Below are 21949 nucleotides of genomic sequence, written 5' to 3'. Positions count from 1 at the left end.
TTTAGATGATCGGAAGGTCAGGAAGCTCTTCCTCAAATGGTGGAGTCATCCCTAAACTTCTGATAAAATCGTCTTCCTCTACTTCCTCTTCCTTTTCCTCTTGTGAAGAAGATGGAGGATTCATAAACGTATCGCTTTTTGTTTTTGGATAGTCCAGATTTTCCTGACGATCATCTTCTGTTGTTGATATGGAATTCTTTTTTACCTCTTCTTTGGTTATCTCTTCAGTCTGATGTTCGGCAGGTTCCTGTTCTACTTCTGTTAACGTGATGGAAGTTGCCACTTCTGCCGGAATCTCCAGAATATTGAACATTTCTCCAGAAAGAGAAAATACAATATAGATCGGCTGTGCTGTTTCTTCCATATCCTCCACAGATAAACGGCAAAGCAGGCTGGAGCCAGATGCGTCGTTTGTCGGTCCTTTAAAGGAAAACTCTGCGATATATTCCAGCTCATCTCCTTCTGCGAAGACGATAGAAATATTCTCTTTTAAAGTGTCGATACCTTTTCGTCCTTTTGGATAATGAGGTTTACCATCTTTTCCCATCCATTTATCTTTATCAAAAAGACGGGTGAGGATATCCAGGCTTCGTTTCATAGGTTTCGTAAAATTACTCATAAATCATTTACCTCCGTTATTTGTTTTTTTTTAATATGTACGATTAAATCATTATTTTTTTAATTTAATCCACCACACCGCCACCATAATACATCTCAATGGTCTCGTGGGTAGCTTTCCAATTTTGATATTTTTCTTCCAGCTCAGTATCCTGAAAGTCATACCTGCGGGCATTATCATATCTGCCACTTCTACGAAGCGCATACATCTGATAAAAACAATCTTCTAATGTATTGCCCTGTAATACATGAACATAAACCAATTTGTCTTTGTAATCGCTGTAAAACCAGTTGATAATTTCATTTACTTCTACTGTCATGATGTTATCCTCTTCATTCTGCTCCCAGTATCGCTGCTACGCCGCCAGGATACCTGTTATCGAACCATCGCCAAACGTCTTCATATTTATCCACTCCTTTTTCGAAGAAAAGGAAGTCAGACTCAAGTTTCTCGGATTCAGGATTGACAGGCACATCTTCAAGTTTGGACCACAATTTTCTAAGAAGAACATCTGTTGTTTTATTGATATCTCCTTCCATTAATTTCCCCCGCTTCTTTTTTTCTTCCATTAAGACAACTTTTAGTTTTTCCTCATCATTTGGAATCGGAAAACTCGCCTGGTATTTTCCAAGCTGTGGGTGTCCATATTGCCATTTAGACAACTCGGAAGCTGGGTAAATTGCTGTTCCATTTTCAAAAACAAATTCGCAATTATCTGCATGGACAGCAGACTGCCGGACTGTTTTTACATGGAAACGGTAATTCAACTCATAGAGATTACCTACCAACACACCATTTTTAATACCAGTAGACTCGATAGCATACGCAAGGATCTTTTCATTGGAATTTTCATAATATGTCCATGTCTGATGAGCCGTGCTATTTCTCATGAATACTTCTTTTTCAAAAAAGCACCAAGTCCCACAGTCACGGGACATCCATAGCATGATCTTTGGATGTTTCCTTTTTGCATTTTCCAGCAGCATTTTTTTATCAACTTCGAAATCATATTGCAGATAATGATGCGTATTGTCTGCTGCAATGATCTCCAGTGCCTTTATGATATCAATGTTTTTGTATTGAAAAAATTTCCTTTTCAAAGTGTATCCTCCTCCCTTGTGTTTCCCTTTGAATGATGGGCTCCCCAATTAACTAAGGTGTCTATAATTTCTGATTCCAGATACCCATAGTCCGAGCCATATAAGATAGCTGGATCGTCGCTCTCTTCTTTTTCTTCATTGGGAATATTGATTCCTTTTTCTTCCAGAAAATCTTCAAAAATGTCAATAAGTTGTCCGACAAATTCGGCGCGTTCACCCTCATCAATATCTATTTTTATAGACTCTGGGGTTAAGCATAAAGGTTTTATTTTGACATGTCTCAGATCAATATCTTCGCCAAATATTGGTCCGTTGGGTAATTTGGGGCGTGTTTGTTCACTACGTTTCATGTTTTATCCTCCTTACATTTGAAATACTTATAATCCCAATATGAGCGCAAGAAATATATTTTTTTTGTAAAAAAAAGCAGCTGCACATTCGTGCAGCTGCCAGACTGTCAATAATTATCCTTTCACATTCCGGGACACCTCATCATAAAATGCCGCTGTTGCCGCATTCATGTATGGGATAATCCACAGGAATCCAATTCCAAAAGTCAAAATACCCAATAGCATCCAACCAATGAAACTAAGTCGAAGGCAAAATAAACGGAATTTATTTCCATCCATCATCTTCATAGACATTTCCATCGCTTCTTTGGCAGATATCTCGGGGTTTTCTGACATGATAAATCCTGCCATGCTATAGGAATAACTTTTGACGATTCCTGGAATGATCAACAGCAGCATCCACAGAAGGATAAATATCCCAGTCCTTACCTGAAGCCAGATTGCTTTTCCCCATATGGATGTGTGGCAAAACAACTGTTTCCAATAGGCCGGCTTTTTATCGATCAAGGTCAAATTGTACTGCATCAGACCGAGGCTGACGAGACTTCCAATAGCAAGACGGATAATGTTGATGGCAAAGATCAAAATAGACTCATCCGCGATATTCAACAATGTGTAGATAAAGCTCGTACTCATCGTAATTTCAGCCCCTGTTAAAAACGCAAGAAATGAAACTCCTATCACGGGTGCCCAATGTCCCCGCAAACTATCCCTGGCTATCATCCGAAAATCATAAGCTCTTTTCATGTGATCCTCTCCTTTCTTTTAAAATTTGCCTTTCAGCATTATTAATATGGAAGTGCCGAGCAGTGAAATTTAAAAATATCCAATCTTTTTCTTGAACTCTCCCCGCCTATAATCTTTGGATTTAGGAAAGTTCGGCGACTAATCCTCGGCAATTCAATTGTCGAGTAGTTCACACAGGAAGAGTTCACGGGATTTTATGAATTAAAAGAAATGAATTTTCCATGCATTCCCTGGAAAGAATATTACGCCGGAGATATTTTGGATGACCGTTTCACGATGATCTGTGGAATATGGTTAAGATGGGTACTCAAGATGTGACAATCATTATTAATAAAGAGAAAAAGAACACAGAAACAATAGAAAATAAAAACCTGCTTTTAGGGGCAGAATTAGAAGAGATTTTGTCACATGTATAAAAGAGACGAAAACGATTCTGTGCTCAACTTTTTACCGCCGGATAATTACCGGCGGTATTATTATTTTGATAGATTTATACATTGCAAGATTGATTTGTTCGTATTTATTTAACTGTTAAGCAGAATACTCCCGGTTAATACCGGGAGATGAATGCGCCCTCAATTACAAAATAAGACGGTTACTAACCCTCGGTTTTTGCATAAGATCTTTGCGCGTGCCGCAGGGATGTTCTTGGTATTTCCATGAAGGGCTTTGTAATATTGTCCGTTAGTGATCTGCAGCTTCATAATATAAGTTTTTCCCTCGAACTGGAATACCGCCCCAGGAAGTGTGCGGTCCGGATCATTATAAGAACGGCTGCTCTTCTTTACTTTCAGCCTCGAACGCATCTTCTGTGCCTCTTTCTGATCCATCCGCTTTCTTCGGTTCGCAGCGACTCCTGTGCCATCCAGATAATACCTTCGTTCTGTCTGGCGATGGATCAACGCACGGTCGTGCCGGCGGAACTGTTGGATCTCATAGTGTCCTTTTGGACTGGCGATCCCGGCTGAGTGTTCCAATGCCATACAGGCAATACAATAAGCATCGTTCTCGTGCGTTTTCTTGATATGGTGCTCATCCCGGAACTGTTTTGTTTCCCATCCCTTTACGCCATAAGCCTGGTCCCTGAATATATCTCCCAGGTGATCGGCAAGGTATGGGATGATCTGATTTACGGTGGAGGCTGCACCATACTTGTTGTTCCGGGCGTTCGTCTTTTTCTTCAGATCGTCTTCCATCTTCTTATCATGATGGAGTTCCTCGTGGCATTTTTCGCAAAGCCCGGCCAGATTAGAGAGACGGTCGGTCCCGCCCAGGTGCCTCGGGTAGATGTGGTGCTTCCGGGTGATCACTCCCTTTTTACAGAGCAGGCATTTCCCATTTTGGATATCACGCAGGGCTTCCATCTGGTCTTTCTTTCCATACATCGGGCCTTGCTGATATTCCCACCACAGGAGTTTCCTTCCAGCTTCCAGTTCCATAAACGAAAACTTGTTTAATTCCAGGGCCACGCGGGAGACCGGCAGGATCTTTTGGATGTTCCGTACCAGATTGATATGCGTCCGGAGAAGCTGCGTGGCAGTCGGTGTCAGCCATCCTTCCTCCCGGTGCCGGTTTGAGAATCTCGCTTCGGTGTTGATGATGTCTTTGAACACAGACGGTTCTTCGCATCCCGGCAGTATCCGGAAAAAGCACCCATCGATCTTGATGTTCGGGCGTTTCCCCATCGGAGTATCGAAGTAAACGATCTTCGTGTGGATCGTCCTTTTCTTTGCTGCCCGGCGCTTCTTACGAAGACGCTCCCCGCGCCGGGAAGCCTGACGGTGGGCCTTCCTTTTCTGCATCCTCTTCTTGATCTTCTTATTCTGCGTTTCGCAATGCGCCGCATACAGACATGTGCCATCTTCCCGGACGGCAGCGACGCCGATATTTTCCCGTCCCGGATCGATCCCCAACGTGATCTCCTGTAAGACAGGATCCGTGGTCCTGTAGAACAGCCGGATCGTAAACGGCATTGTCCGCACGGCCTTTGCCTTCCCGGACTTCAAGGCCCGGCGTACCCATCCATGCCGGTTTGTAGGCATGAGTGAGTCCCCATTCTGATCTAAAACATAAACCATAGTTTTTCCTTTAAAATACGATAAGTCAGGACAGACTCAGGTATAAACCAGAGCATGTCCTGTTGTGCGCCATAACCTCGGCCTGCCTGCACAAGTGTCCAGAGCTTGGCATCACCCTGGAGTGAACGGCAGGTCATGGTTCTGCTCATTAACACCTAGCTAAAGCAAGGAGCTTACCGAGGCAAGCCTCTGACTTTAGTCAGGGGTTATTGACCTAACTTCTGTACATCCATTATATTTCCCCTTTCGACTCTCGTTAACATACAGTCTAAGCAATATATCTTTTTCTTCATCACTTAAATGATCTAACATATCTTGCATATTTGATTCCGACACAACGGAAAGATTCTCCTTCAATGCTAACATTTCGTCGATTAAGTCTGTTGCAGCATACTTCATTTTTGAAAATCTCCTTTACATATTTTTCTTCTTTGACTAAAGTAATATTACTCATTTAACTTAGGAAAGTACAGGATATAATTACGTCCCATATTATCTGATTTTGGATATCCAGTTATTGATAACATATCGCCAACGCTTAAATCCTCGTCTCCGTCAATAATATAGGCAAATAGATCACTTACCGTTTCCAGTATATTATCACATACAAACCCTACACAGCAAGAGCCGTACATCCCTCGACCAGAATAATCCTGCAAAAATTCATATCCTTCGTCATAACAAAACTCTTTTATTGCATCAATGATATAGTCTTTGTTCGTCATTATATTTTATTTCCTCCCTGTTCCTCTTACTTACTAGTCCATGGACACATAGTACCAACCGGTATACATATCTACTTCATCGTTTCTTTTGTCTTCGATCGGATCATAATATCCGGTCACAATAACCACTTCAATTTCTTCCTTCTTATACATCAGTTCTAAAATATTCGCGATTGTTTCTGCTGATTTTCCATCTTTGCATAAGATCATAGATCCATCCGACCAGATTTCTTCTTCCACATTGGAAGGTAAGCTTTTACAAAAAGCTAAGAAGTAATTTGTACCATGCTCTTTTCTTATGTAATTTATGATGCAATCATAAAACACTTCTTTTATATCTTTTGAATCTTCTTTTGAGATAAAGCTTTCAAATGATATTTTTTCAGCCATTTCTTTAAGTTGATCAATGGAAACATCTGCTAATTCTCCGATTCTACAGATAGCGTAATTTCCTTTACCCTTTTTACAATAAGATTGTATCGGGCATTTTCCGCACGGTACATACTTTTCCAACCATCCAAATGTCCTTTGTTTTGAAGGAAAATACGATGAAAGCATCCAAAAAACCTGTGTTGGATCTAACTCATCTACTAAATGCACCAAATCATCCGGACAAATATCTGATGGAAACACATTTCCAGAATATTTTCCAGAAGAAGACACTACCTTGCAAGCAATATCTTTATCCTGGGAATATGGAAAATTATGACATGGATTATCCAATGTCACTTCATGGGTAATTATGTTAACATGGCAACATACAGAGTCTATGATTTTTCCACTAAATTCATCGACTACCTGGAGGACACCTTCTGTCATTTGATCCTTAAAAAAACTACGGACAGCATAATCTAAGGCTTCGTTGAGTATTCCCCAATCTTCATCTGTACAATCAGATAAGATCTGGAATGAACCTCGTTTTACAGCTTCATCAATAATGCGTTCACGATTCTGTATTGCAGGTGCATACGGTAAAAATGCGGTTGGGCAGTCCTCATGGATTAAATTCTCAAGTTCACCCTCCACATCTTCCCGACTCCACAATTTTGCAGCAACACAATCATTTCTGTCCAGAAGATCCAGTTCGGCATCATCTGTTTTTCCTTGAATCACCTTTTCTAATCCCGGATATTTCCTCTCTGAAATTACCAATAATTCCCTTATTTCTTTCACTTTCATCTTATTTACCTCCTTGTTTTGAAAATAGTTTTACATAAACAATATGGATTAAGTTTTAGGTAAACATTAAAAAAGCGCATGCGATGCATACGCTTTCTCATAGTGAAAAGATCATAAATTATATTTTCTCATTCGTTTTTCTGCCTCCTTATATACTTTTAAGAATAAGAACGGGAATTCCCGCTCATATTCTTAAAGACATCGTAATATCTCCTCTCTCAGACGGAAGTCCAGTCACAAAGAATTTGATACGCTTTTTTCAGCATATCAAGGTCAAACCAACCGAAATGGCATTCTTCAACGGGGATGCCTAATTCTGTGGACAAACGTTTATATGCTCGCTTTCTGGCGCTATGCCTTTTTTTGGAAGAAGGAAAGTCTTTCCAAAACGAGTCAAACTTATGATGGCATTTCATCTTCCAATTTCTCATTTCCTTGTTAGAGAGGATGCCAAACGCTTCGTTTGGGCGAGGTACGTGTGTACCAACATATGCATGGCAACCTGTACAGTAATAGCATTTTCCAGATCCATAAGATTTTCCATAAACCAGCGTATTGGATGTGAAAACTACTTTTCCACCGCACAGATTACAGACGGTTGGATGTAAATTCATGATTCATTCCTCATTTCTATTTTATTCTTTCATCTTTTTAAAAATTTTATTTTTTGTATCATAATAGTATAATTCATCTGACAGCTGCTCTTCTGGTGCAACAGCCTCTTTGTTTACAGCCTTAATGATTTGTTTTAATTCATCTGGGCTTTCAATGATTGTATCTGGAACCACCAGCACTTCATGGATAGAAGATGGTAGAATGTAATAATTTCCATATACGATTTCTGAACCTATTTTGTCCATGATTCCCGGATAAAAAAGTGATGCTGCCCCATTGATTCCTTTATCATTAGTAACGACAGTCATAAGGATCGTATCGATGAATCTAGCAGGAAACAACGTCATGCTACTTTGAACAGTATCTTTGTACAGCGTTTCAATACAAACCCCATAGTCTTTTAACATTTGATGAGTAACGGTGGCAGATGCCATATCCTGTTCATCTTGTCCGACCAAAATATGGAAAGTTAAAGCTAAGTCTTCTACTGCTATGTATGGAACATTTTTTAAGAAAGCAGCGTTCTTTTTAATGGAAGACACTCTTAAGAACAATTTTTCCTTTATGGATTCATAATCCAAAATGTCAGAGACATCCATTTTTTTTACATTATCAGGAAGAGTTAACAACGTGTTCTCGATGTGTTTCATTACTTCTGTCATATCATGTGCGTGATCCTGATACATTTGTGTCAAATTAATGACTGGGGAAGCAACAGAATCCTTGGGATAAATGGTAAGTCCTGTGTAACAACTGTTTATCTTCCTGTGCTCGATAACCACAACTTCTGCATCTCGATACATTTCTGGTAAATGATCTTTTACCGTATCCTTAACTTCATTTACAAATTCTTCAAAGTTCCTCATTTCTATACCTCCTACTTGTTTTGATGATTAATTTTTGCAAATTCAATATGTACCTTCTTTCAAAAAATTCTTAAAAAAAGCTTATGGGACATCCCATAAGCTTTTCATCATTATTTTTTCCTTGCATTCTGTCCTACTTCGGCATCTACCTTCACTTTATGTACTGCGTCCTCTGGAGATAATCCCCTTAACATCCAACGTATGGCGAATAAGCGGTACGACTCTTTCTCAAACGATGACTCAAGCATTTGTAGTAAATCATTCTCTTCTGCATATTGTATGAGAATGTCTTTTTTCATTGAAGAAAAAGAATCTCTACCGTGTGTCTTCAATACTTGGAAATCTTTAAAGGAACGTTTCTTTTTTTAAGAAAAGCCTCCATGGAATGCTTCCCAGTATCCGTCATACCTCCAGTAAAAGAATGAGAGAAAGTATTTCTTTGGATTCACGTACATTAAGAAAACCTCCTACATTTTATTAAGATTTGCAATTTTTCCATTTCACTGAGCCAACTTTGGAAAGTTGTCCCATTTGCTTTTTGGTTGTTGTCAACTTTTGTCTTAAACATCCGGTATGCATCGCGCATGGAAAAAATCTCTTTTCGTCCATCTTCATAATATGCATACCTTATGGACTTATTATTGATATCCGGCATCGATTACATCACCCTCCCTTTCATTGGTTCTACTGCATCAAAATATGCTCATTATAACGTTCCTTAGAAGCAAGTATTTCATCCTGCCTGTCCTCACTCAAATCAGTGAACAAAGTGATACCAGTATCTACATCAAATTCCATATCAAAGAAATCAATTGGATATCCTTCTTCTTCTCATTGAAAAACCTCCTTGCTTTGATTTAATTACACTCCTAATATGGCATTTCTTTATTCTTTATTTTCGCAAAAAAAATATACCCCGCTCCATGTAAGCGGGGCAGTGATTCCTTATCTAAAAAATTCTTCATCCGGCATATCTCTATACATTTCTTCCGGTGGAACAGAAGAATGTCCATAATTTGGGATGTCAGAATAATCTTTATCCTCATCGATATCCAGATCAAGATCATCGAATTCCTTTTCCGGCTGTCCATCTAATGCCAATTCCTCTGTAGGCTGACATTCGCAGAACTTATACTTTACCGTTGATGATTCATACAATGGGAACTGTTCCCTTTCATAATCCAGAGCAATATCGCGGCATTCCGCTGCATCTTGATAATATTCCTCAACCTTTTCCAAGAATGTGTCAAAATCTTCTTGTGAGAGTGTGTGCGGTTCAGGAATATGGATAGGTTCTGATTCCTGCATTTTATAACTAAATCCAGAAATTTTTTCATCTAAATTCATAAGGTGGATTTCATTTCCATCAGAAGTAGCCATTGCACAGGAATTATGTTCATCAATAAATAAAATTGGTTTTCCATTAAAAATAGTTTGCTGCTCCCCTTCGGATAAAGATCTTATAGGTTCTTCGGTACAGATATCAGAAATGTGTTTAACATCAGCAAACTCACTAGGATCGATATAGCGATGATATACCACTCCATCTGCATGCCGGAAAAAAGATAGTTCTCCATCCTTCGTATGAAGGGCATTCCAGTCAACGGAAGAACGATTTAAGAAATGTTGAAATTCTTTCTTATCTATATTCTGTGCATATGCGATATCCTTCCATGTTTCAGCTATAAACGGGATATCCCTCTTACTATCTCCATCCAGTTCATACATTACATTTTGTCTACGATCAGCCTTAGAAAAATCGCCCTCATGAAACGGAACAACATAAGAATCAATTTCTTTTTTAGGATAATACTGCAAGATCTGTCCGTCTCTACATACCAGATGAGCACTTCCATCTGAAATATCCCCTACCCGGCAATCCATGTAATCCTTCACTGCAGGTGCATATAACGATGTGATAGCAAAAGCCTTTCCTGGCGAGACTTGCCCTGTACTAATTAATGTCTGACGCAAAGCGGTAAGATCATAGTCGGACTGAATTTCTGTATCTACAATTTTCTCTCCCGCAGCGGATACAATGATATGCCCTTGTACATCTTGCTGAATACTTAACTCATCAGAAATCTGAAAAGATGGCGTAAGATTCTTTTCTGCTATTTGGTGTGCATAGGTTGTCACTGGTTCTTTTATGAGCATTTCGAGGTTGTTTGGATTAATGAACATAGATTCCGGAATATTGCCTGCGATTTTTTCACCATTGAAAAACACTGTATACGCTCCATCATTTTCTGTTTGAATATCTACTTCAATATGTTCCGCTCCTGCCCCAATTGGAATCCGTAAGTTTTGCGGCTGCTGACTGATAGCTGCTGCTAATAGGGCAGAATTCATCGCTGCTTTTACGATTCCATTGCCATCTCTGGACAGAAATGCTGAAACAAACATATCAGCCGTTATCTCTTTTCCCTTGAACGGGACAATAAAAGAGTCTTGTCCGTCTTTAAAAGCAATCTTTTCCAGATCCTTTGTGATTTCTGCATCATACCATTTAAGCCGTTCATTATAAAATGATCTGGGTTTGAGTGTATGGATAGGTGAATTATTTTGCTTATCTAAATTGGGGTTATCTTTTTCTTTTTTCTCTTCATCGCTTCTATTTTTCTCTAACTCCTTGCCTTTATTATTCTCTTTTACATCATTGCTTTTTTCTTTTTCGTCAATGTTTTTATCTTTTCGATTTACATTCTTATCTTCTTTTTTATCGACATCTTTCCCACGGATCCGTGAAGCCATAGAATCCTGAACTCTTTCACTCCAAAGGAGATTCCTTACTACAGTACCGATTGCCTGTGAAATAAAGTCTACGACAGCAAGAAAAATGCCCCGGATACCACCAATCACACCATTCTTTGCGGCATGCTCCCGGATATATTCATCGGTTGTCATGTTTTCTTGCGTATCCATATTATCTGTTTGCATTTCAGGAGAGCTATTTTCTTGTTCTTCATGCTCTTGTGAAGCCCTGAAACTAAATTGGTTGTTGGTTGCCATATATATCCCTTCTTTCTATATAATTGATAGCTTTAATGTGTTCGTAAACACAAAAATAATTTAAAAAAAATCCCAAACGGAAGCCCATATTACATTTGATAAAAAAATCATAATTGAAGGAGGATATGATCATGAACAAATTTAAAGTAAATGAAGCGTTGATCCCATATCTCAAAAAGCTTCATGACAGAAAAGGAATAACATGTCAGGTGTTATATGACAATGGCACATGTTACATGAGAACACCTTTATCTGGCAATGCGTTTCACCGTCAAGTTAAAGTGGCACGGTGCCAGAAAAAAGAGAAAGAGGAAGGCTTACTGGTTCCGATCCTTACGGCAGAAACAGCTGCCGATGAAAGAAAGAAAAAGCGGGTACTGCTGAAATATGGTACCCGGACTTATATCCTGCCAGAGCAGGAGTATAAAAAAATAAGTAATTATTAAACAAAATGTTCTAAAGGAGGACACACATGAAAGGATTAGAGATAAAAAAAGAAATGAAAGTATGGAGCAAGCAAATCGAAAGTATCGTAAGTACTTTTGGTGAAAGGGATATACCTGAACACGCTTATATGTATCACACTCATAAGTCTGATCAGGACCTGATCAATCGTTTACTCCACGAAGGGAAAAGATATGCGACTACATTCGATATATCTATGGAGTTGGTCGCAGAATACATCCGCAAAGACTTGATGGATGAAACGGAAAGGGAATGCTTTCTATATGCGCTACTTTATAATAGTAGCCACAATGTAAAAGTGTACCATGATATTTGGACCGATGATATCATTGGGCATGGATACAGCAAGTCTCCTTCCCATAACTGGAAAAATGGACCAATGTATTGTAAAAATATTGGTATCTATGCGGTGAAAGATATTCATTCCCGTTTTGGGTTTTCAATCATATCTGTATACCCAATCTTTGGTGAGGAGGGAGAAATTTAAATCAATATAGAGATGACCATGGGAGTTTATTCTCTTCTGTAGGAGCTATCGCAAATTTAACGCAGGAAAAGGCGAAGACATATTACATACATGGACAGATATACTTGAACAAATCCGATCAACGAACATCCGATCAATTCACACATTTTATCCGGATGGATGGGCATCAGATCATCCTTCCAACAGAAAGCTTAGGTACATTTCTTCCCGCTGTAGCATCAAAAGGACTGGCAATTAGAAAAGCATAAAAAAATCCCCGTTTGTCACAATACAGACGGGGATACAAACTATTCATACGAAATCATTTCTTAAAAAATCTCAAATAACTCAGTAAAATATTCTTTTTAAAGACAACATATTAGATCCGCAATAAAAATCATAATCAGGAGGAATAAAAAATGGCAAAAGAACGAGAAAAAAATGATGTTGTACTTGATTTTCGGAATCTTGACTTCTCAACGATGAAAGAAAAGGGAATACCAGATCCAGATAGAGATGGACAACCATTAAAATTATTAGAATTGTTTGGCGGGATTGGAGCGCCACGAAGAGCATTACAGAATATCGGATATGACCCGCGCTCTATAGATTATGTGGAGGTACTGCCTTATGCAGTTCTTGCGTATAATCAGATTTTTGATTGTGGACCTAAACCGCAGGACATACGGATTTGGGATATGAGCCCGGATATTGTTGTACATGGCAGCCCATGCCAGGATTTCAGCAATGAGGGAAAAAATAACATGAACACTGGGCGTTCAATCTTATTTGAACGCACCCTGCAGATTCTCGACCCTACACCGGCGCATGGAAATCCTGAATTATCCAGGAGGCCAAAAGTCGTGATATGGGAAAACGTGCGTGCGACTTGTTGCTAACTGAAAAGGTTAGCTGCAAACTGCATAATTATATCAGTTTGTAAACTGATAACCCGAAAAGTGGAATGAAGGGGTAACGCCTGGAAACGCTTCCTTTGATACTGCGGCATGCGTGATAAAACGAAAGTTTAACCGTATGAAGCCCGCTGAAGTCGGCAGAGAGATACCGTAACATTAAGTTGACGAAAGTGGTTTAGAGGTAAGCTATGTATCCTATATGCCGGAAGTCTATAAAATACCCATGGTTAGAATGTTCCAAACCGAAGGAACTGACGAACTTGCGAATGTACGAGTCTAAATTTCCAAATTGTAGAAATGCAATTTTCCTTAATTGGAAGTTTGATGTGGATGAGTAAAATTTGTACGTTATGAAAATCCATAATACGTTACAGGCGTATTCAAGTCAAACAGGCTTAGAGTAAGAACCTAAAGGTATATGTAAAGATAGGGTTATCGGAACAAGGAAAGGTATCAGAGATTCAAATAAATCTAAACTGACGAAGAACAATAAGCAGTTGAACTGGTGCTGAAAAGTAGAGGTCGAAGTGTTGATAACTTCTGTAATGGAAGTAGGAGTAATGGCCTCAAGTCGATTTAATTTCAAAATTCAGTACATTGTTCGTAATAGGGATTTCGAGTATGACCAAAAGAAGTCCCTCCGATAAGGAGGTGATGCCCTATGGCGAAACAATATGTAAGGAAGAAGGAAGAAGTTTTACAAACAACAGTGACAAGTATCCGACACAATGAATATTACAATATGCAAAAAATGTTTGACGAACTATATGAAAAATCAAGCAAAAATGAAAGTTTTGAATCATTAATGCCAATCATACTAAGTAAGGAAAACATTTTGCTGGCATACAGAAATATCAAAACTAATGGTGGCAGCATCACTCCTGGTACTGACAAGATCAGTATTAAAGATTTAAAGAGTCTGTCATCAGAAGAAATCATTGAAAATGTTAGGCATATTGTAACGGGAAAAAGAGGTTATAACCCAAGAGCTGTACGAAGAAAAGACATTCCCAAACCGAATGGAGAAACAAGACCATTAGGAATTCCTTGTATGTGGGACAGACTAATACAGCAATGTATAAAACAGGTAATGGAACCCATATGTGAAGCCAAATTTAGTAATCATAGCTATGGGTTCAGGCCTGGACGTTCTACAGAAAACGCAATAGCTGAACTTGAAAAATATAATGTATACTCGAACTTGCATTATGTTATAGAGTTCGACATTAAAGGATTCTTTGATAATGTAGACCACAAAAAGCTTATTAAACAAATATGGGCTTTAGGAATACATGATAAACAGCTCATTTATGTAATCAAACAGATTCTAAGTGCACCAATAATGCTACCAAATGGAGAAAAGATTAGGCCCCTAAAAGGAACACCTCAAGGTGGTATAATATCTCCCCTCTTAGCCAATATAGTGTTAAACGAATTGGACCACTGGATTGAAAGCCAATGGGAAAATAATCCTGTGGCGTATAAATATTCAGTGAGAATGAACAAAAATGGCAGTGAAAATAAAGGTAGCGGATATAGAGCCATGAAGAAAACGAAGCTAAAAGAAATGTATATTGTCAGATATGCAGATGATTTTAGAATAGTATGCAGAAATAAAAAGGATTCAGTCAATATCAAAATAGCCGTTACAAAATGGCTGAAAGATAGACTTAACCTAGATATTTCTGAGGAAAAAACTAAAATCGTTAATATAGAAAAACAGTATTGTGATTTTCTTGGATTTAAGATTGGATTAAAGCATAAAAGAGGAAAATTTGTTACGGAATCACATGTCGCTGATAAAAATCTAGCCAGAGAAACAGAAAAACTTAAAAAGCAAATCAAAAGAATAGCTCATCCTGCTGATGATAAAGATGCTGCAACACAAACATATAGATATAATTCTATGGTTATGGGGATGCAGAATTATTATCAGCATGCATCACATGTAAATAAAGACTTTGCAATTGTGGCATGGAAGATAAATGATTTGTTGTTACATGAATTAAAGCCATCGAGACAAAAAGGTAGATTAGCCAGAAAAGGTAGAGAATTAACACCAATGGAAAAGGAAAGATACGGAAAATCTAAGACTATCAGATATGATAGTATGACTGGAATCCCGATTTATCCAATTGGCTACGTGCAAACAAAGGCTCCTTCCAATTTTAAAAGAGGTAAAACTCCATATACAGAGGAAGGTAGGAAGATGATGCACAAGGACCTGTCTATAAATACGACATTAATGCATGAATTAATGAAGCAGACTGTACACGGGTCTATTGAATATGCAGACAATCGCATATCTTTATTTTCGGCCCAACATGGCAAGTGTGCTATCACAGGAGTTGAATTTAGAGATGTCAATGAAATACATTGTCATCATAAAATTCCTAAGTCTCAAGGCGGAACAGATGAGTATCAGAATTTAATGTTAGTATTAAATGAAGTACATATTTTGTTACATGCAACCAGCAATGAAACCATCCAAAAATATTCAGAGCTATTGCAATTAGATCCAAAACAGAAAGTTAAGCTTAACAAGTATAGAAAGTTAATCGGACTAGAAACAATTTAAAAGTAAAACAAAAGAAAACTACCTTAAATAGTTATGTTAGTTATGAACAAGTAACTGAAAGAAGAAATTAAACCGAGGGAACGCCGTGTGCGGTGAAAGTCGCATGCACGGTGTGGAGCGGGGGAAAAGCTGGAGATTACATCAAAGGCTTACCTATCGCTATCTAGATTGCTGTGGAAATTTAAAGACTGTCATCAATATTACGTTGATGTGATGGAAGAGTTTGGATACATATCTTATTCGGATGTCCTTACAGCTTCTGACTATAATATCCCACAGAATCGGGATAGGGTATTCGTAGTATCGATTCTAAAAAATGTTCCAAATGCAGAAAATTTTGTTTTTCCCGAGAAAAGACAACCACGATGGAAGTTAAAAGATTTCATCGACATCTCGGTTGATTTTTCTGCCCCGGAAGTCCAGCTGACTGAACGGGAAAAATCAATACTCTTCCGATTGGAAGACGGAACTTTAGCTGTCAGAGAAGGAACAAAGAAAGGATACAAAGAGATCAATGAATGGCAGATCATCAATCTGAGTATACCAGGATCAAAAAATCGTAGAGGTCGGGTTGGAGACAACGCGAAAACTATCACGACCTCTCCAAGGCAAGCTATTTATTATGATGGTAAAATCCGGATGCTTACGGCAAAAGAATATCTCCGTTTAATGGGTTTTAAAGATATTGATTACAAAAAGATGCGTGCTGCTGGAATTACGGATAATCAGATATGTAGCTTAGCTGGTAACAGTATTTGTGTTCCGGTATTAGAAGCTATCTTTTTACAGCTTGTAAAGTTGGGTATTATAAAGACTCCTGCATAAAACAGATTGAATGGGAAGTGTTGCGAAAACAATGCTTCCTATTTTAATTGAAGTTAAATTAGCTCTTGCATTTCACAGTTATTTACTTTTTTGTTATTTTATAACATTCTTGAAAAGTGGTAAAATAGTGGTAAAAATCCACCTGTAACTTTTCATAAGTAGGTATAATGCTGTATTTTAGAGCAATATAATATGTTGCCGTGGCAGATCGCTAATACTCTAATCATATATAAATATTCCTCCCGATAGCAATTGTTCCTGCCCATTAGACAACAGGAACCTAAACTTTATCTAAACTGCGCGCCGAAAGAACGTTATTTTCTCACCCGCCGCGCTCTATTACAGTATACTGAAGTATAGCATATATTAAAAAAGAGTTCCAATCATTTTAGGAAAGAATCCCGGAGGAATATTCTGTAAGGGAAAAAGCCGGATCATGCCAAACAGTGTGGAGAAAGATATAAAGAATGCCAGAAAAGCCAAAGCAATAGAAATAAGGGCCGCCCAGTTTTTTTGCAATGTCAGAAGCGGTCATCACATTTTATGCCGTCGGTCCAAGCTTTGTCTAAAGTCATACGGTTCTGGGTGAGAGTTCCGGTCTTCTCCGCCTTACTCTCCTGTAAAATGGTCATTCAAACCATGTTCCAGGTCCGATTGGAAGCCCCGCGCAACGTCTTGAATATCTTCATGATGTACTGTCATTGCAAAACCTCCTGTCGTTTTATTATGTATCCTATTATATGAACAAATACATAAAAAATCATTGGACACCAATAACAGCGCGTCTCAAATTCTCACGCGGGGCGAAAAACGTTACTTTTGGGGACGGGGAGGAGGGAATGTCCAAAGGGGGTTTTGAAAATTCTTTGGATTTTTACTACCTTATTCCCACTTGAAGAATCTCACCGCAATTCCTCCGCAAATAATAATCAGAGCCACCATAACAACCAGAGGGAACCAGGCAACTTCTATCGGTAAGCCCAGCGAAGCTGCTTTTAGTAATTTAATCCCCTGTGTCAGCGGTAAAATATCTGCAATCCTTTGCAATGCTGTCGGCATCACCTCGTATGGGAGAGTTGCCCCAGAGAAGATTAACATGGGAAAATACAAAACGCTGGCAACAATACTGGCGACCTTCATGTTCGGAGCGACTCCGCCCACCATCACTCCAATGCTGAATGTGGAAAACATCACCAGAAGATAGGAGGCCAGAAAAATTCCCACAGAACCGGGCAACCGCACGCCGAAGAACAGACTTCCTACCAGATAGACCAATATCAAAGAAAGCAGCGAGTAAATAGCATAAATAGAAACCTGTACTGTCAAAAGCAAAATGGGGCTGGTTGGCGTTACCTTATATCGTTTCAGTATTTTCTTCTGCCGGTAGTCAGAAATCACCAATGGGAGTCCCATAACGCCACCGGCACAGATCGCAATTGTGGAAATTGCACCAAAGGACTGCTCTAAAAAGGAATAACCTGCTCCCTCGAAAGCGGGCTGATTTCCATAAATGATGCCAAATAGTACCACCACCACGACCGGCAGGCAAAGTGCGAAGATCACCATGTCCATACCTCGAAAAGACAGCTTGATTTCTGTTTTCAGCATTGTAACATATTTATTCATCGTCCGTTTCCTCCTCTCCGGTAAACCACAAATAGGCTTCTTCCAAATTATCATACGGGCTTTGGTGAATTGCCTCCTGAACGGTTCCTGTGAAAATGAAATTTCCATCCTTCAAAATGGCGATTGTATCGCACAGGACTTCCACCTCGTCCATAAAATGTGAGGAAAGAAAGATGGTCAGACCCTTTTGCTTTAGTGCGTCCAGACTTTTCCAAACACTCCTGCGTGCTTTTGTATCAAGACCCGTTGTAAGTTCGTCCAGAAAGACGACCTTCGGATCAGGCAGGAGCGCTAAAACAATAAATAGCCGCTGTTTTTGTCCGCCTGATAGTTCATTTACAAAAGCTCCTCGTTTCTCCCACAGACCAAACTGCCTCAAAAGCTCCTCGTAATTTGCAGCTTTCCGGTAAAGGCAGGCGGTTTCTTCGCACAGCTCCCAAACCTTAATTTTGTCCGAGTAGCTGGCTTCCTGAAATTGCACGCCAACCTGCTCAAAGAGTTGCTTTCTGTCTTTTCGAGGATCCAATCCTAAAATAGAAACAGATCCCGCATCTGCCTCCCGGGTGCCTAAGATACACTCTATCGTGGTAGTTTTGCCCGCGCCATTCGCTCCGAGCAGGCCGAACACCTGGCCTGTTCCAATCGAAAGCTCAATGTTACTGATTACTTTGTTTCCGGCGTAAGATTTACTCAAACCGGTTACTTTGATGGTTTCATCCATGCCTTTATACCTCCTATTTTGATGTATAAAGGTTAGCATGGTTCAGTGGTATGGTGGGTCAATGTAGGCTTTTATTTTGTCATTTTCTGCATTTTTTCAATTTGTCCGGCCACATAGACCGCATTTTTCCGTGCCTCGGCCAGAGAAGTAAGCAGCTTGTCGCACGCCTTAATAATATCGTCATCCTCATTAGGTGTATCAATGACTGTACGTATATTTGCGGCGGGATCGTCGCCAACTGCCCGCAGCATCCGTAAAATAGCAGCCAGTGAGTAATTCGCGCAGCGAAGAGAACGGATGATCTTCAAACGTTGTATATCCTTCTCCGAATAGACACGATAACCGTTCTCTATGCGCTTGATTGTAAAGAGTCCATTCAATTCCCAGTTCCGCAGCGTGTCTATGGTAACGCCGAGAAAATCCGCAGCTTCTTTTCGTGTGAAGTAAGTGCCTGTATGTTCTCTTTCATCCAACCCGGCAAGTATTTTCCGGGTAATCTGAATTGCTTCCTCCGCATTTTTTCGCTCCTGATCCACCTGCTGGATATAGCGGCGTGTCAATACGGCAGCTTCTTCATAATTTCCGGCAGCGGAAACCTTTATGATATTCACCGCTTGCTTTCTGAGGCCGTTTTGAAGCACCTCCACCCGAAGGGCCGCACGCGCCAGCTTGAATTGCTCTATATGTAGGTCGGTAAACACTCTGTATCCATTTGGTAAGCGTTCCGGCTTAGGAATAAGAGCACATTTTTCATATAGCCGGACGGTATTCACATGGATGCCAATTATCCTTGCTATGTCTATTGTCTTATATGTATTCATTCAACGCACCTCCATCCCTCATTATGTCATATTTTATAAGTCTGGTGTTATAATGTAGGGTTTTTAGTTTGACGTAGAATGCCCTGAATAGCAAGTTTATTTTCAGTCTATCTAAATATTGGCTCAATATATGTTTTGATTAAATCTATCCTATCTTTTACCTTTGGCACAAAAAGCGCAGAAGATGACACAACTATTTTATCTTTTGTATTCACGTAAATTATATTTCCTCCATCCCCCATCGCTGCATAACCATCTTCATTTACCCACCATAAATATCCATACGATAAATCATGTTTCTTCCATCGGCTATGCTCTCTCGTACTTTCTTCCACCCACTTTTCTGATACAATTCGTTTTCCGTTCCATATGCCTTTATTCAAATATAACTGACCAATTTTTACCATATCCATAGGGGAAAGTGTAAGTCCCCAACCCGCTGTATGAATCCCTAATGAGTCCCGTACCCATCCGCTGGTATCTATAGATTCATTAAATGCCAGTTGTTCCTCCTTGCTTTTAAACATCAAATCTCCATCTACATGAATTTCTAATGGTGAAAATAAATTTTCATCTGCAAACTCAAATACCGACTGCCCTGTTGCTTTTACTAATATTCCTGAAAAAATATCCGGACCAATCAGAGGTGCATATCGGAATGTTCCGATCTTCCCCCGGCCCCCTAGCAGGTCTAAAGAAAATTTCACCCAATCCTCACTAGTAAAATATTTCACATATGGAGCAAAAAAACGATACTTATAAGGTGCTGTCATTGTCAGCATATCCTTGACTGTGATATTTTGGATGGTGTTTTCTCTCTTTCTTACTATGTATCCAGGGAAAAAATCCAGCACTTTCTGATCAACACTTTGGATATATCCTCTATCTACTGCAATCCCAATCAGTATTGAAATAATACTTTTTGTTACAGAATAAACATGAACCTGGCTTTCTCTTGTACATCCCTTAAAATATTTTTCATATACCAATTTTCCTTCTTTTAATACCGCCACACCTGTGGTATTCCCATAATCAGTGCTGATTTTTTGTTCGAGTTCTCTAATCCTTTTCTGATCCATGATATCTCCTTTCCTTTAACCTATTTGTAAACACTTTTTTTCTGTTTTATTTTTTTAATATCTTTTTTACTGGATAATAGACCTCTGTAATGAAATCGCTCTCCTGCAAAACCTCCGAAGGACTTGTTACATAAACTTCATAAAGTGCATTACAATTTTCGTACCCTTCTTTTTCTGCCCATTCAATTTGCTTCGCATAAACAGAAGAGAGCTGAGAGTAGGAACCATGCACAACAGTTTTCAAACAAAGTCCAGGATAAAAATCCCTTGTTCCCGTTGCATACTCATTGATTGGGACAGCAAATTCTGTATCCAGTCCAAATGGACTATATTCATCACTATGGAATAAAACCATCGGTGGAGCGGATGCTGTCAGGTTCTTTTCCTTCATTTTCTTAAACAGCTTTTCAAAGCAATACCCATACTCATCAGGAAAATCCTGTTCCTGAATCATCTTTCGTATGGACAGAAGATACATCTTTGGCACCTCCACCAGTTCTATACCAATATCTTCCATATATGACATAATCGACTTGCCCTTTCTTATGGCAGACATATCAGCATCTATCTGCTCCAACATATTTTTGTACATCATCATTTGCATTGAAATCTCTTTTTTCTTTTTACTAAGAGCCGCATATAGTTTGTCATCCATTGCCTCCTCTGACTCAAGAATTGCCTTAATCTCTTCCAACGAAAAACGATACGCCTTCAGCCGATTAATAAACAGCATAGCCTCCAACTGATTAATAGAATAATAACGATACCCATTTTCTGGATTGATTTTTTCTGGAAGTATCAATCCTATTTCTGCATAATACCGAAGTGTTTTTGTGGATACTCGGCATATACTCGAAAATTCTCCAATCGTCAACATATAATAGGCCTCCTTTCCAGTACCAGTATAAACTTTGCCCCAAGGGAAAAGTCAACGGCACTTTTCATACGCATTTTCAAGGTAGTCGCATATTAATCGAATATAAAAAGAATTGCAAGTTTTATCTGATTTAACAATCCTGTCAACTCGGAACCTCTTTTATCGTAAACGGTAGATATCTCGTACCTGTACAAATCTGGAGCAAACCTGTATGATAAGGACAGATTTGCTCCAATCTTTCGCTCACTTCTCTTTTCCGGATTTCCGGCAGTTCGCCGGCAGG

23 protein-coding genes are annotated in these 21949 nt (G+C 39.1%); 5 read left to right on the top strand and 18 right to left on the bottom strand.

The features are described from left to right. Nucleotide 1 precedes the first annotated feature (1 nt). The 12 genes from B5F87_RS06715 to B5F87_RS06650 form a co-directional block, all read right to left on the bottom strand. Nucleotides 2-619: a hypothetical protein gene (locus tag B5F87_RS06715; RefSeq protein WP_087278693.1), complete on the bottom strand. Its 618-nt coding sequence runs from the start codon at nucleotides 617-619 to the stop codon at nucleotides 2-4. Between the two features lie 64 nt (nucleotides 620-683). Further along, nucleotides 684-938 (bottom strand): hypothetical protein, encoded by a 255-nt coding sequence (locus B5F87_RS06710; RefSeq protein ID WP_087278690.1) that lies wholly within the window; start codon nucleotides 936-938, stop codon nucleotides 684-686. A 13-nt stretch (nucleotides 939-951) separates the two neighbouring features. Further along, nucleotides 952-1719, bottom strand: a complete 768-nt coding sequence (locus tag B5F87_RS21165; RefSeq protein WP_204246057.1) for a hypothetical protein — start codon at nucleotides 1717-1719, stop codon at nucleotides 952-954. Beyond that, the gene (locus B5F87_RS06700) at nucleotides 1716-2069 is read right to left on the bottom strand and encodes a hypothetical protein (protein WP_087278687.1); all 354 of its coding nucleotides are present in this window, start codon (nucleotides 2067-2069) and stop codon (nucleotides 1716-1718) included. Before B5F87_RS06700 ends, B5F87_RS21165 begins: the two co-directional genes overlap by 4 nt. Before the next feature lie 114 nt (nucleotides 2070-2183). Then, entirely contained in the window at nucleotides 2184-2816 is a 633-nt protein-coding gene (locus B5F87_RS06695; RefSeq protein ID WP_087278684.1) for a DUF975 family protein, read from the bottom strand. A 575-nt stretch (nucleotides 2817-3391) separates the two neighbouring features. Beyond that, a complete protein-coding gene (locus B5F87_RS06690) occupies nucleotides 3392-4894 on the bottom strand; it encodes an RRXRR domain-containing protein (RefSeq protein ID WP_087278681.1) in 1503 nt (500 codons plus the stop codon). Nucleotides 4895-5089: 195 nt separating this feature from the next. Further along, entirely contained in the window at nucleotides 5090-5293 is a 204-nt protein-coding gene (locus B5F87_RS06685; RefSeq protein WP_087278677.1) for a hypothetical protein, read from the bottom strand. 47 nt (nucleotides 5294-5340) lie between these two features. Continuing rightward, nucleotides 5341-5619 carry a hypothetical protein gene (locus B5F87_RS06680; RefSeq protein WP_087278673.1) on the bottom strand — a complete coding sequence of 93 codons (279 nt, stop codon included), beginning with the start codon at nucleotides 5617-5619 and terminating at the stop codon, nucleotides 5341-5343. A 33-nt stretch (nucleotides 5620-5652) separates the two neighbouring features. Beyond that, complete coding sequence (locus tag B5F87_RS06675; RefSeq protein ID WP_087278670.1) at nucleotides 5653-6798, bottom strand: hypothetical protein; 1146 nt, start codon at nucleotides 6796-6798, stop codon at nucleotides 5653-5655. 218 nt (nucleotides 6799-7016) lie between these two features. Then, complete coding sequence (locus B5F87_RS06670) at nucleotides 7017-7412, bottom strand: zinc-finger-containing protein (RefSeq protein ID WP_087278667.1); 396 nt, start codon at nucleotides 7410-7412, stop codon at nucleotides 7017-7019. 21 nt (nucleotides 7413-7433) lie between these two features. Continuing rightward, nucleotides 7434-8279, bottom strand: a complete 846-nt coding sequence (locus B5F87_RS06665) for a DUF5688 family protein (protein ID WP_087278664.1) — start codon at nucleotides 8277-8279, stop codon at nucleotides 7434-7436. Nucleotides 8280-9224: 945 nt separating this feature from the next. After that, nucleotides 9225-11291 carry a hypothetical protein gene (locus B5F87_RS06650; RefSeq protein ID WP_087278655.1) on the bottom strand — a complete coding sequence of 689 codons (2067 nt, stop codon included), beginning with the start codon at nucleotides 11289-11291 and terminating at the stop codon, nucleotides 9225-9227. A gap of 131 nt (nucleotides 11292-11422) precedes the next feature. Between B5F87_RS06650 and B5F87_RS06645 the strand changes: the two genes are divergently transcribed. The 5 genes from B5F87_RS06645 to B5F87_RS06625 all read left to right on the top strand — a co-directional run bounded on the left by B5F87_RS06645 (nucleotide 11423) and on the right by B5F87_RS06625 (nucleotide 16542). Then, nucleotides 11423-11737: a hypothetical protein gene (locus B5F87_RS06645; protein WP_087278652.1), complete on the top strand. Its 315-nt coding sequence runs from the start codon at nucleotides 11423-11425 to the stop codon at nucleotides 11735-11737. Between the two features lie 26 nt (nucleotides 11738-11763). Then, complete coding sequence (locus B5F87_RS06640) at nucleotides 11764-12243, top strand: hypothetical protein (RefSeq protein ID WP_087278649.1); 480 nt, start codon at nucleotides 11764-11766, stop codon at nucleotides 12241-12243. Between the two features lie 398 nt (nucleotides 12244-12641). Next, a complete protein-coding gene (locus tag B5F87_RS06635) occupies nucleotides 12642-13121 on the top strand; it encodes a DNA cytosine methyltransferase (RefSeq protein ID WP_242964295.1) in 480 nt (159 codons plus the stop codon). Nucleotides 13122-13800: 679 nt separating this feature from the next. Continuing rightward, a complete protein-coding gene (gene ltrA / locus B5F87_RS06630; RefSeq protein WP_087278646.1) occupies nucleotides 13801-15717 on the top strand; it encodes a group II intron reverse transcriptase/maturase in 1917 nt (638 codons plus the stop codon). Between the two features lie 168 nt (nucleotides 15718-15885). Continuing rightward, nucleotides 15886-16542: a DNA cytosine methyltransferase gene (locus tag B5F87_RS06625; RefSeq protein ID WP_087278643.1), complete on the top strand. Its 657-nt coding sequence runs from the start codon at nucleotides 15886-15888 to the stop codon at nucleotides 16540-16542. Nucleotides 16543-17424: 882 nt separating this feature from the next. Here B5F87_RS06625 and B5F87_RS06620 read toward each other — a convergent pair. From B5F87_RS06620 to B5F87_RS21160, 6 genes are all read right to left on the bottom strand, one after another. After that, nucleotides 17425-18168 (bottom strand): ABC transporter permease, encoded by a 744-nt coding sequence (locus B5F87_RS06620; protein ID WP_087278640.1) that lies wholly within the window; start codon nucleotides 18166-18168, stop codon nucleotides 17425-17427. Next, nucleotides 18161-18889: an ABC transporter ATP-binding protein gene (locus B5F87_RS06615; RefSeq protein ID WP_087278636.1), complete on the bottom strand. Its 729-nt coding sequence runs from the start codon at nucleotides 18887-18889 to the stop codon at nucleotides 18161-18163. Before B5F87_RS06615 ends, B5F87_RS06620 begins: the two co-directional genes overlap by 8 nt. A 71-nt stretch (nucleotides 18890-18960) precedes the next feature. Then, nucleotides 18961-19710, bottom strand: a complete 750-nt coding sequence (locus B5F87_RS06610) for a MerR family transcriptional regulator (protein WP_087278634.1) — start codon at nucleotides 19708-19710, stop codon at nucleotides 18961-18963. 107 nt (nucleotides 19711-19817) lie between these two features. Continuing rightward, nucleotides 19818-20789: a serine hydrolase gene (locus B5F87_RS06605; RefSeq protein WP_087278631.1), complete on the bottom strand. Its 972-nt coding sequence runs from the start codon at nucleotides 20787-20789 to the stop codon at nucleotides 19818-19820. A gap of 46 nt (nucleotides 20790-20835) precedes the next feature. Then, on the bottom strand, nucleotides 20836-21666 hold the full coding sequence (locus B5F87_RS06600; RefSeq protein WP_087278627.1) for a MerR family transcriptional regulator: 831 nt from the start codon (nucleotides 21664-21666) through the stop codon (nucleotides 20836-20838). A 92-nt stretch (nucleotides 21667-21758) separates the two neighbouring features. Then, on the bottom strand, nucleotides 21759-21949 hold a 191-nt coding region (locus B5F87_RS21160; RefSeq protein ID WP_204246056.1), incomplete at its 5' end, for a hypothetical protein.

Origin of the sequence: Eubacterium sp. An3 (assembly GCF_002159465.1) — a bacterium.
GTDB classification, from domain to species: domain Bacteria; phylum Bacillota; class Clostridia; order Lachnospirales; family Lachnospiraceae; genus Anaerobutyricum; species Anaerobutyricum stercoris.
This window is presented reverse-complemented; position numbering and strand designations above follow the sequence as displayed.

Excerpts from the sequence above, each read along its gene's own strand:
- B5F87_RS06715 (WP_087278693.1), bottom strand. The coding sequence starts at position 619 with ATGAGTAATTTTACGAAACCTATGAAACGAAGCCTGGATATCCTCACC.
- B5F87_RS06710 (WP_087278690.1), bottom strand. The coding sequence starts at position 938 with ATGACAGTAGAAGTAAATGAAATTATCAACTGGTTTTACAGCGATTAC.
- B5F87_RS06700 (WP_087278687.1), bottom strand. The coding sequence starts at position 2,069 with ATGAAACGTAGTGAACAAACACGCCCCAAATTACCCAACGGACCAATA.
- B5F87_RS06695 (WP_087278684.1), bottom strand. The coding sequence starts at position 2,816 with ATGAAAAGAGCTTATGATTTTCGGATGATAGCCAGGGATAGTTTGCGG.
- B5F87_RS06690 (WP_087278681.1), bottom strand. The coding sequence starts at position 4,894 with ATGGTTTATGTTTTAGATCAGAATGGGGACTCACTCATGCCTACAAAC.
- B5F87_RS06685 (WP_087278677.1), bottom strand. The coding sequence starts at position 5,293 with ATGAAGTATGCTGCAACAGACTTAATCGACGAAATGTTAGCATTGAAG.
- B5F87_RS06680 (WP_087278673.1), bottom strand. The coding sequence starts at position 5,619 with ATGACGAACAAAGACTATATCATTGATGCAATAAAAGAGTTTTGTTAT.
- B5F87_RS06675 (WP_087278670.1), bottom strand. The coding sequence starts at position 6,798 with ATGAAAGTGAAAGAAATAAGGGAATTATTGGTAATTTCAGAGAGGAAA.
- B5F87_RS06670 (WP_087278667.1), bottom strand. The coding sequence starts at position 7,412 with ATGAATTTACATCCAACCGTCTGTAATCTGTGCGGTGGAAAAGTAGTT.
- B5F87_RS06665 (WP_087278664.1), bottom strand. The coding sequence starts at position 8,279 with ATGAGGAACTTTGAAGAATTTGTAAATGAAGTTAAGGATACGGTAAAA.
- B5F87_RS06650 (WP_087278655.1), bottom strand. The coding sequence starts at position 11,291 with ATGGCAACCAACAACCAATTTAGTTTCAGGGCTTCACAAGAGCATGAA.
- B5F87_RS06645 (WP_087278652.1), top strand. The coding sequence starts at position 11,423 with ATGAACAAATTTAAAGTAAATGAAGCGTTGATCCCATATCTCAAAAAG.
- B5F87_RS06640 (WP_087278649.1), top strand. The coding sequence starts at position 11,764 with ATGAAAGGATTAGAGATAAAAAAAGAAATGAAAGTATGGAGCAAGCAA.
- B5F87_RS06635 (WP_242964295.1), top strand. The coding sequence starts at position 12,642 with ATGGCAAAAGAACGAGAAAAAAATGATGTTGTACTTGATTTTCGGAAT.
- ltrA (WP_087278646.1), top strand. The coding sequence starts at position 13,801 with ATGGCGAAACAATATGTAAGGAAGAAGGAAGAAGTTTTACAAACAACA.
- B5F87_RS06620 (WP_087278640.1), bottom strand. The coding sequence starts at position 18,168 with ATGAATAAATATGTTACAATGCTGAAAACAGAAATCAAGCTGTCTTTT.
- B5F87_RS06615 (WP_087278636.1), bottom strand. The coding sequence starts at position 18,889 with ATGGATGAAACCATCAAAGTAACCGGTTTGAGTAAATCTTACGCCGGA.
- B5F87_RS06610 (WP_087278634.1), bottom strand. The coding sequence starts at position 19,710 with ATGAATACATATAAGACAATAGACATAGCAAGGATAATTGGCATCCAT.
- B5F87_RS06605 (WP_087278631.1), bottom strand. The coding sequence starts at position 20,789 with ATGGATCAGAAAAGGATTAGAGAACTCGAACAAAAAATCAGCACTGAT.
- B5F87_RS06600 (WP_087278627.1), bottom strand. The coding sequence starts at position 21,666 with ATGTTGACGATTGGAGAATTTTCGAGTATATGCCGAGTATCCACAAAA.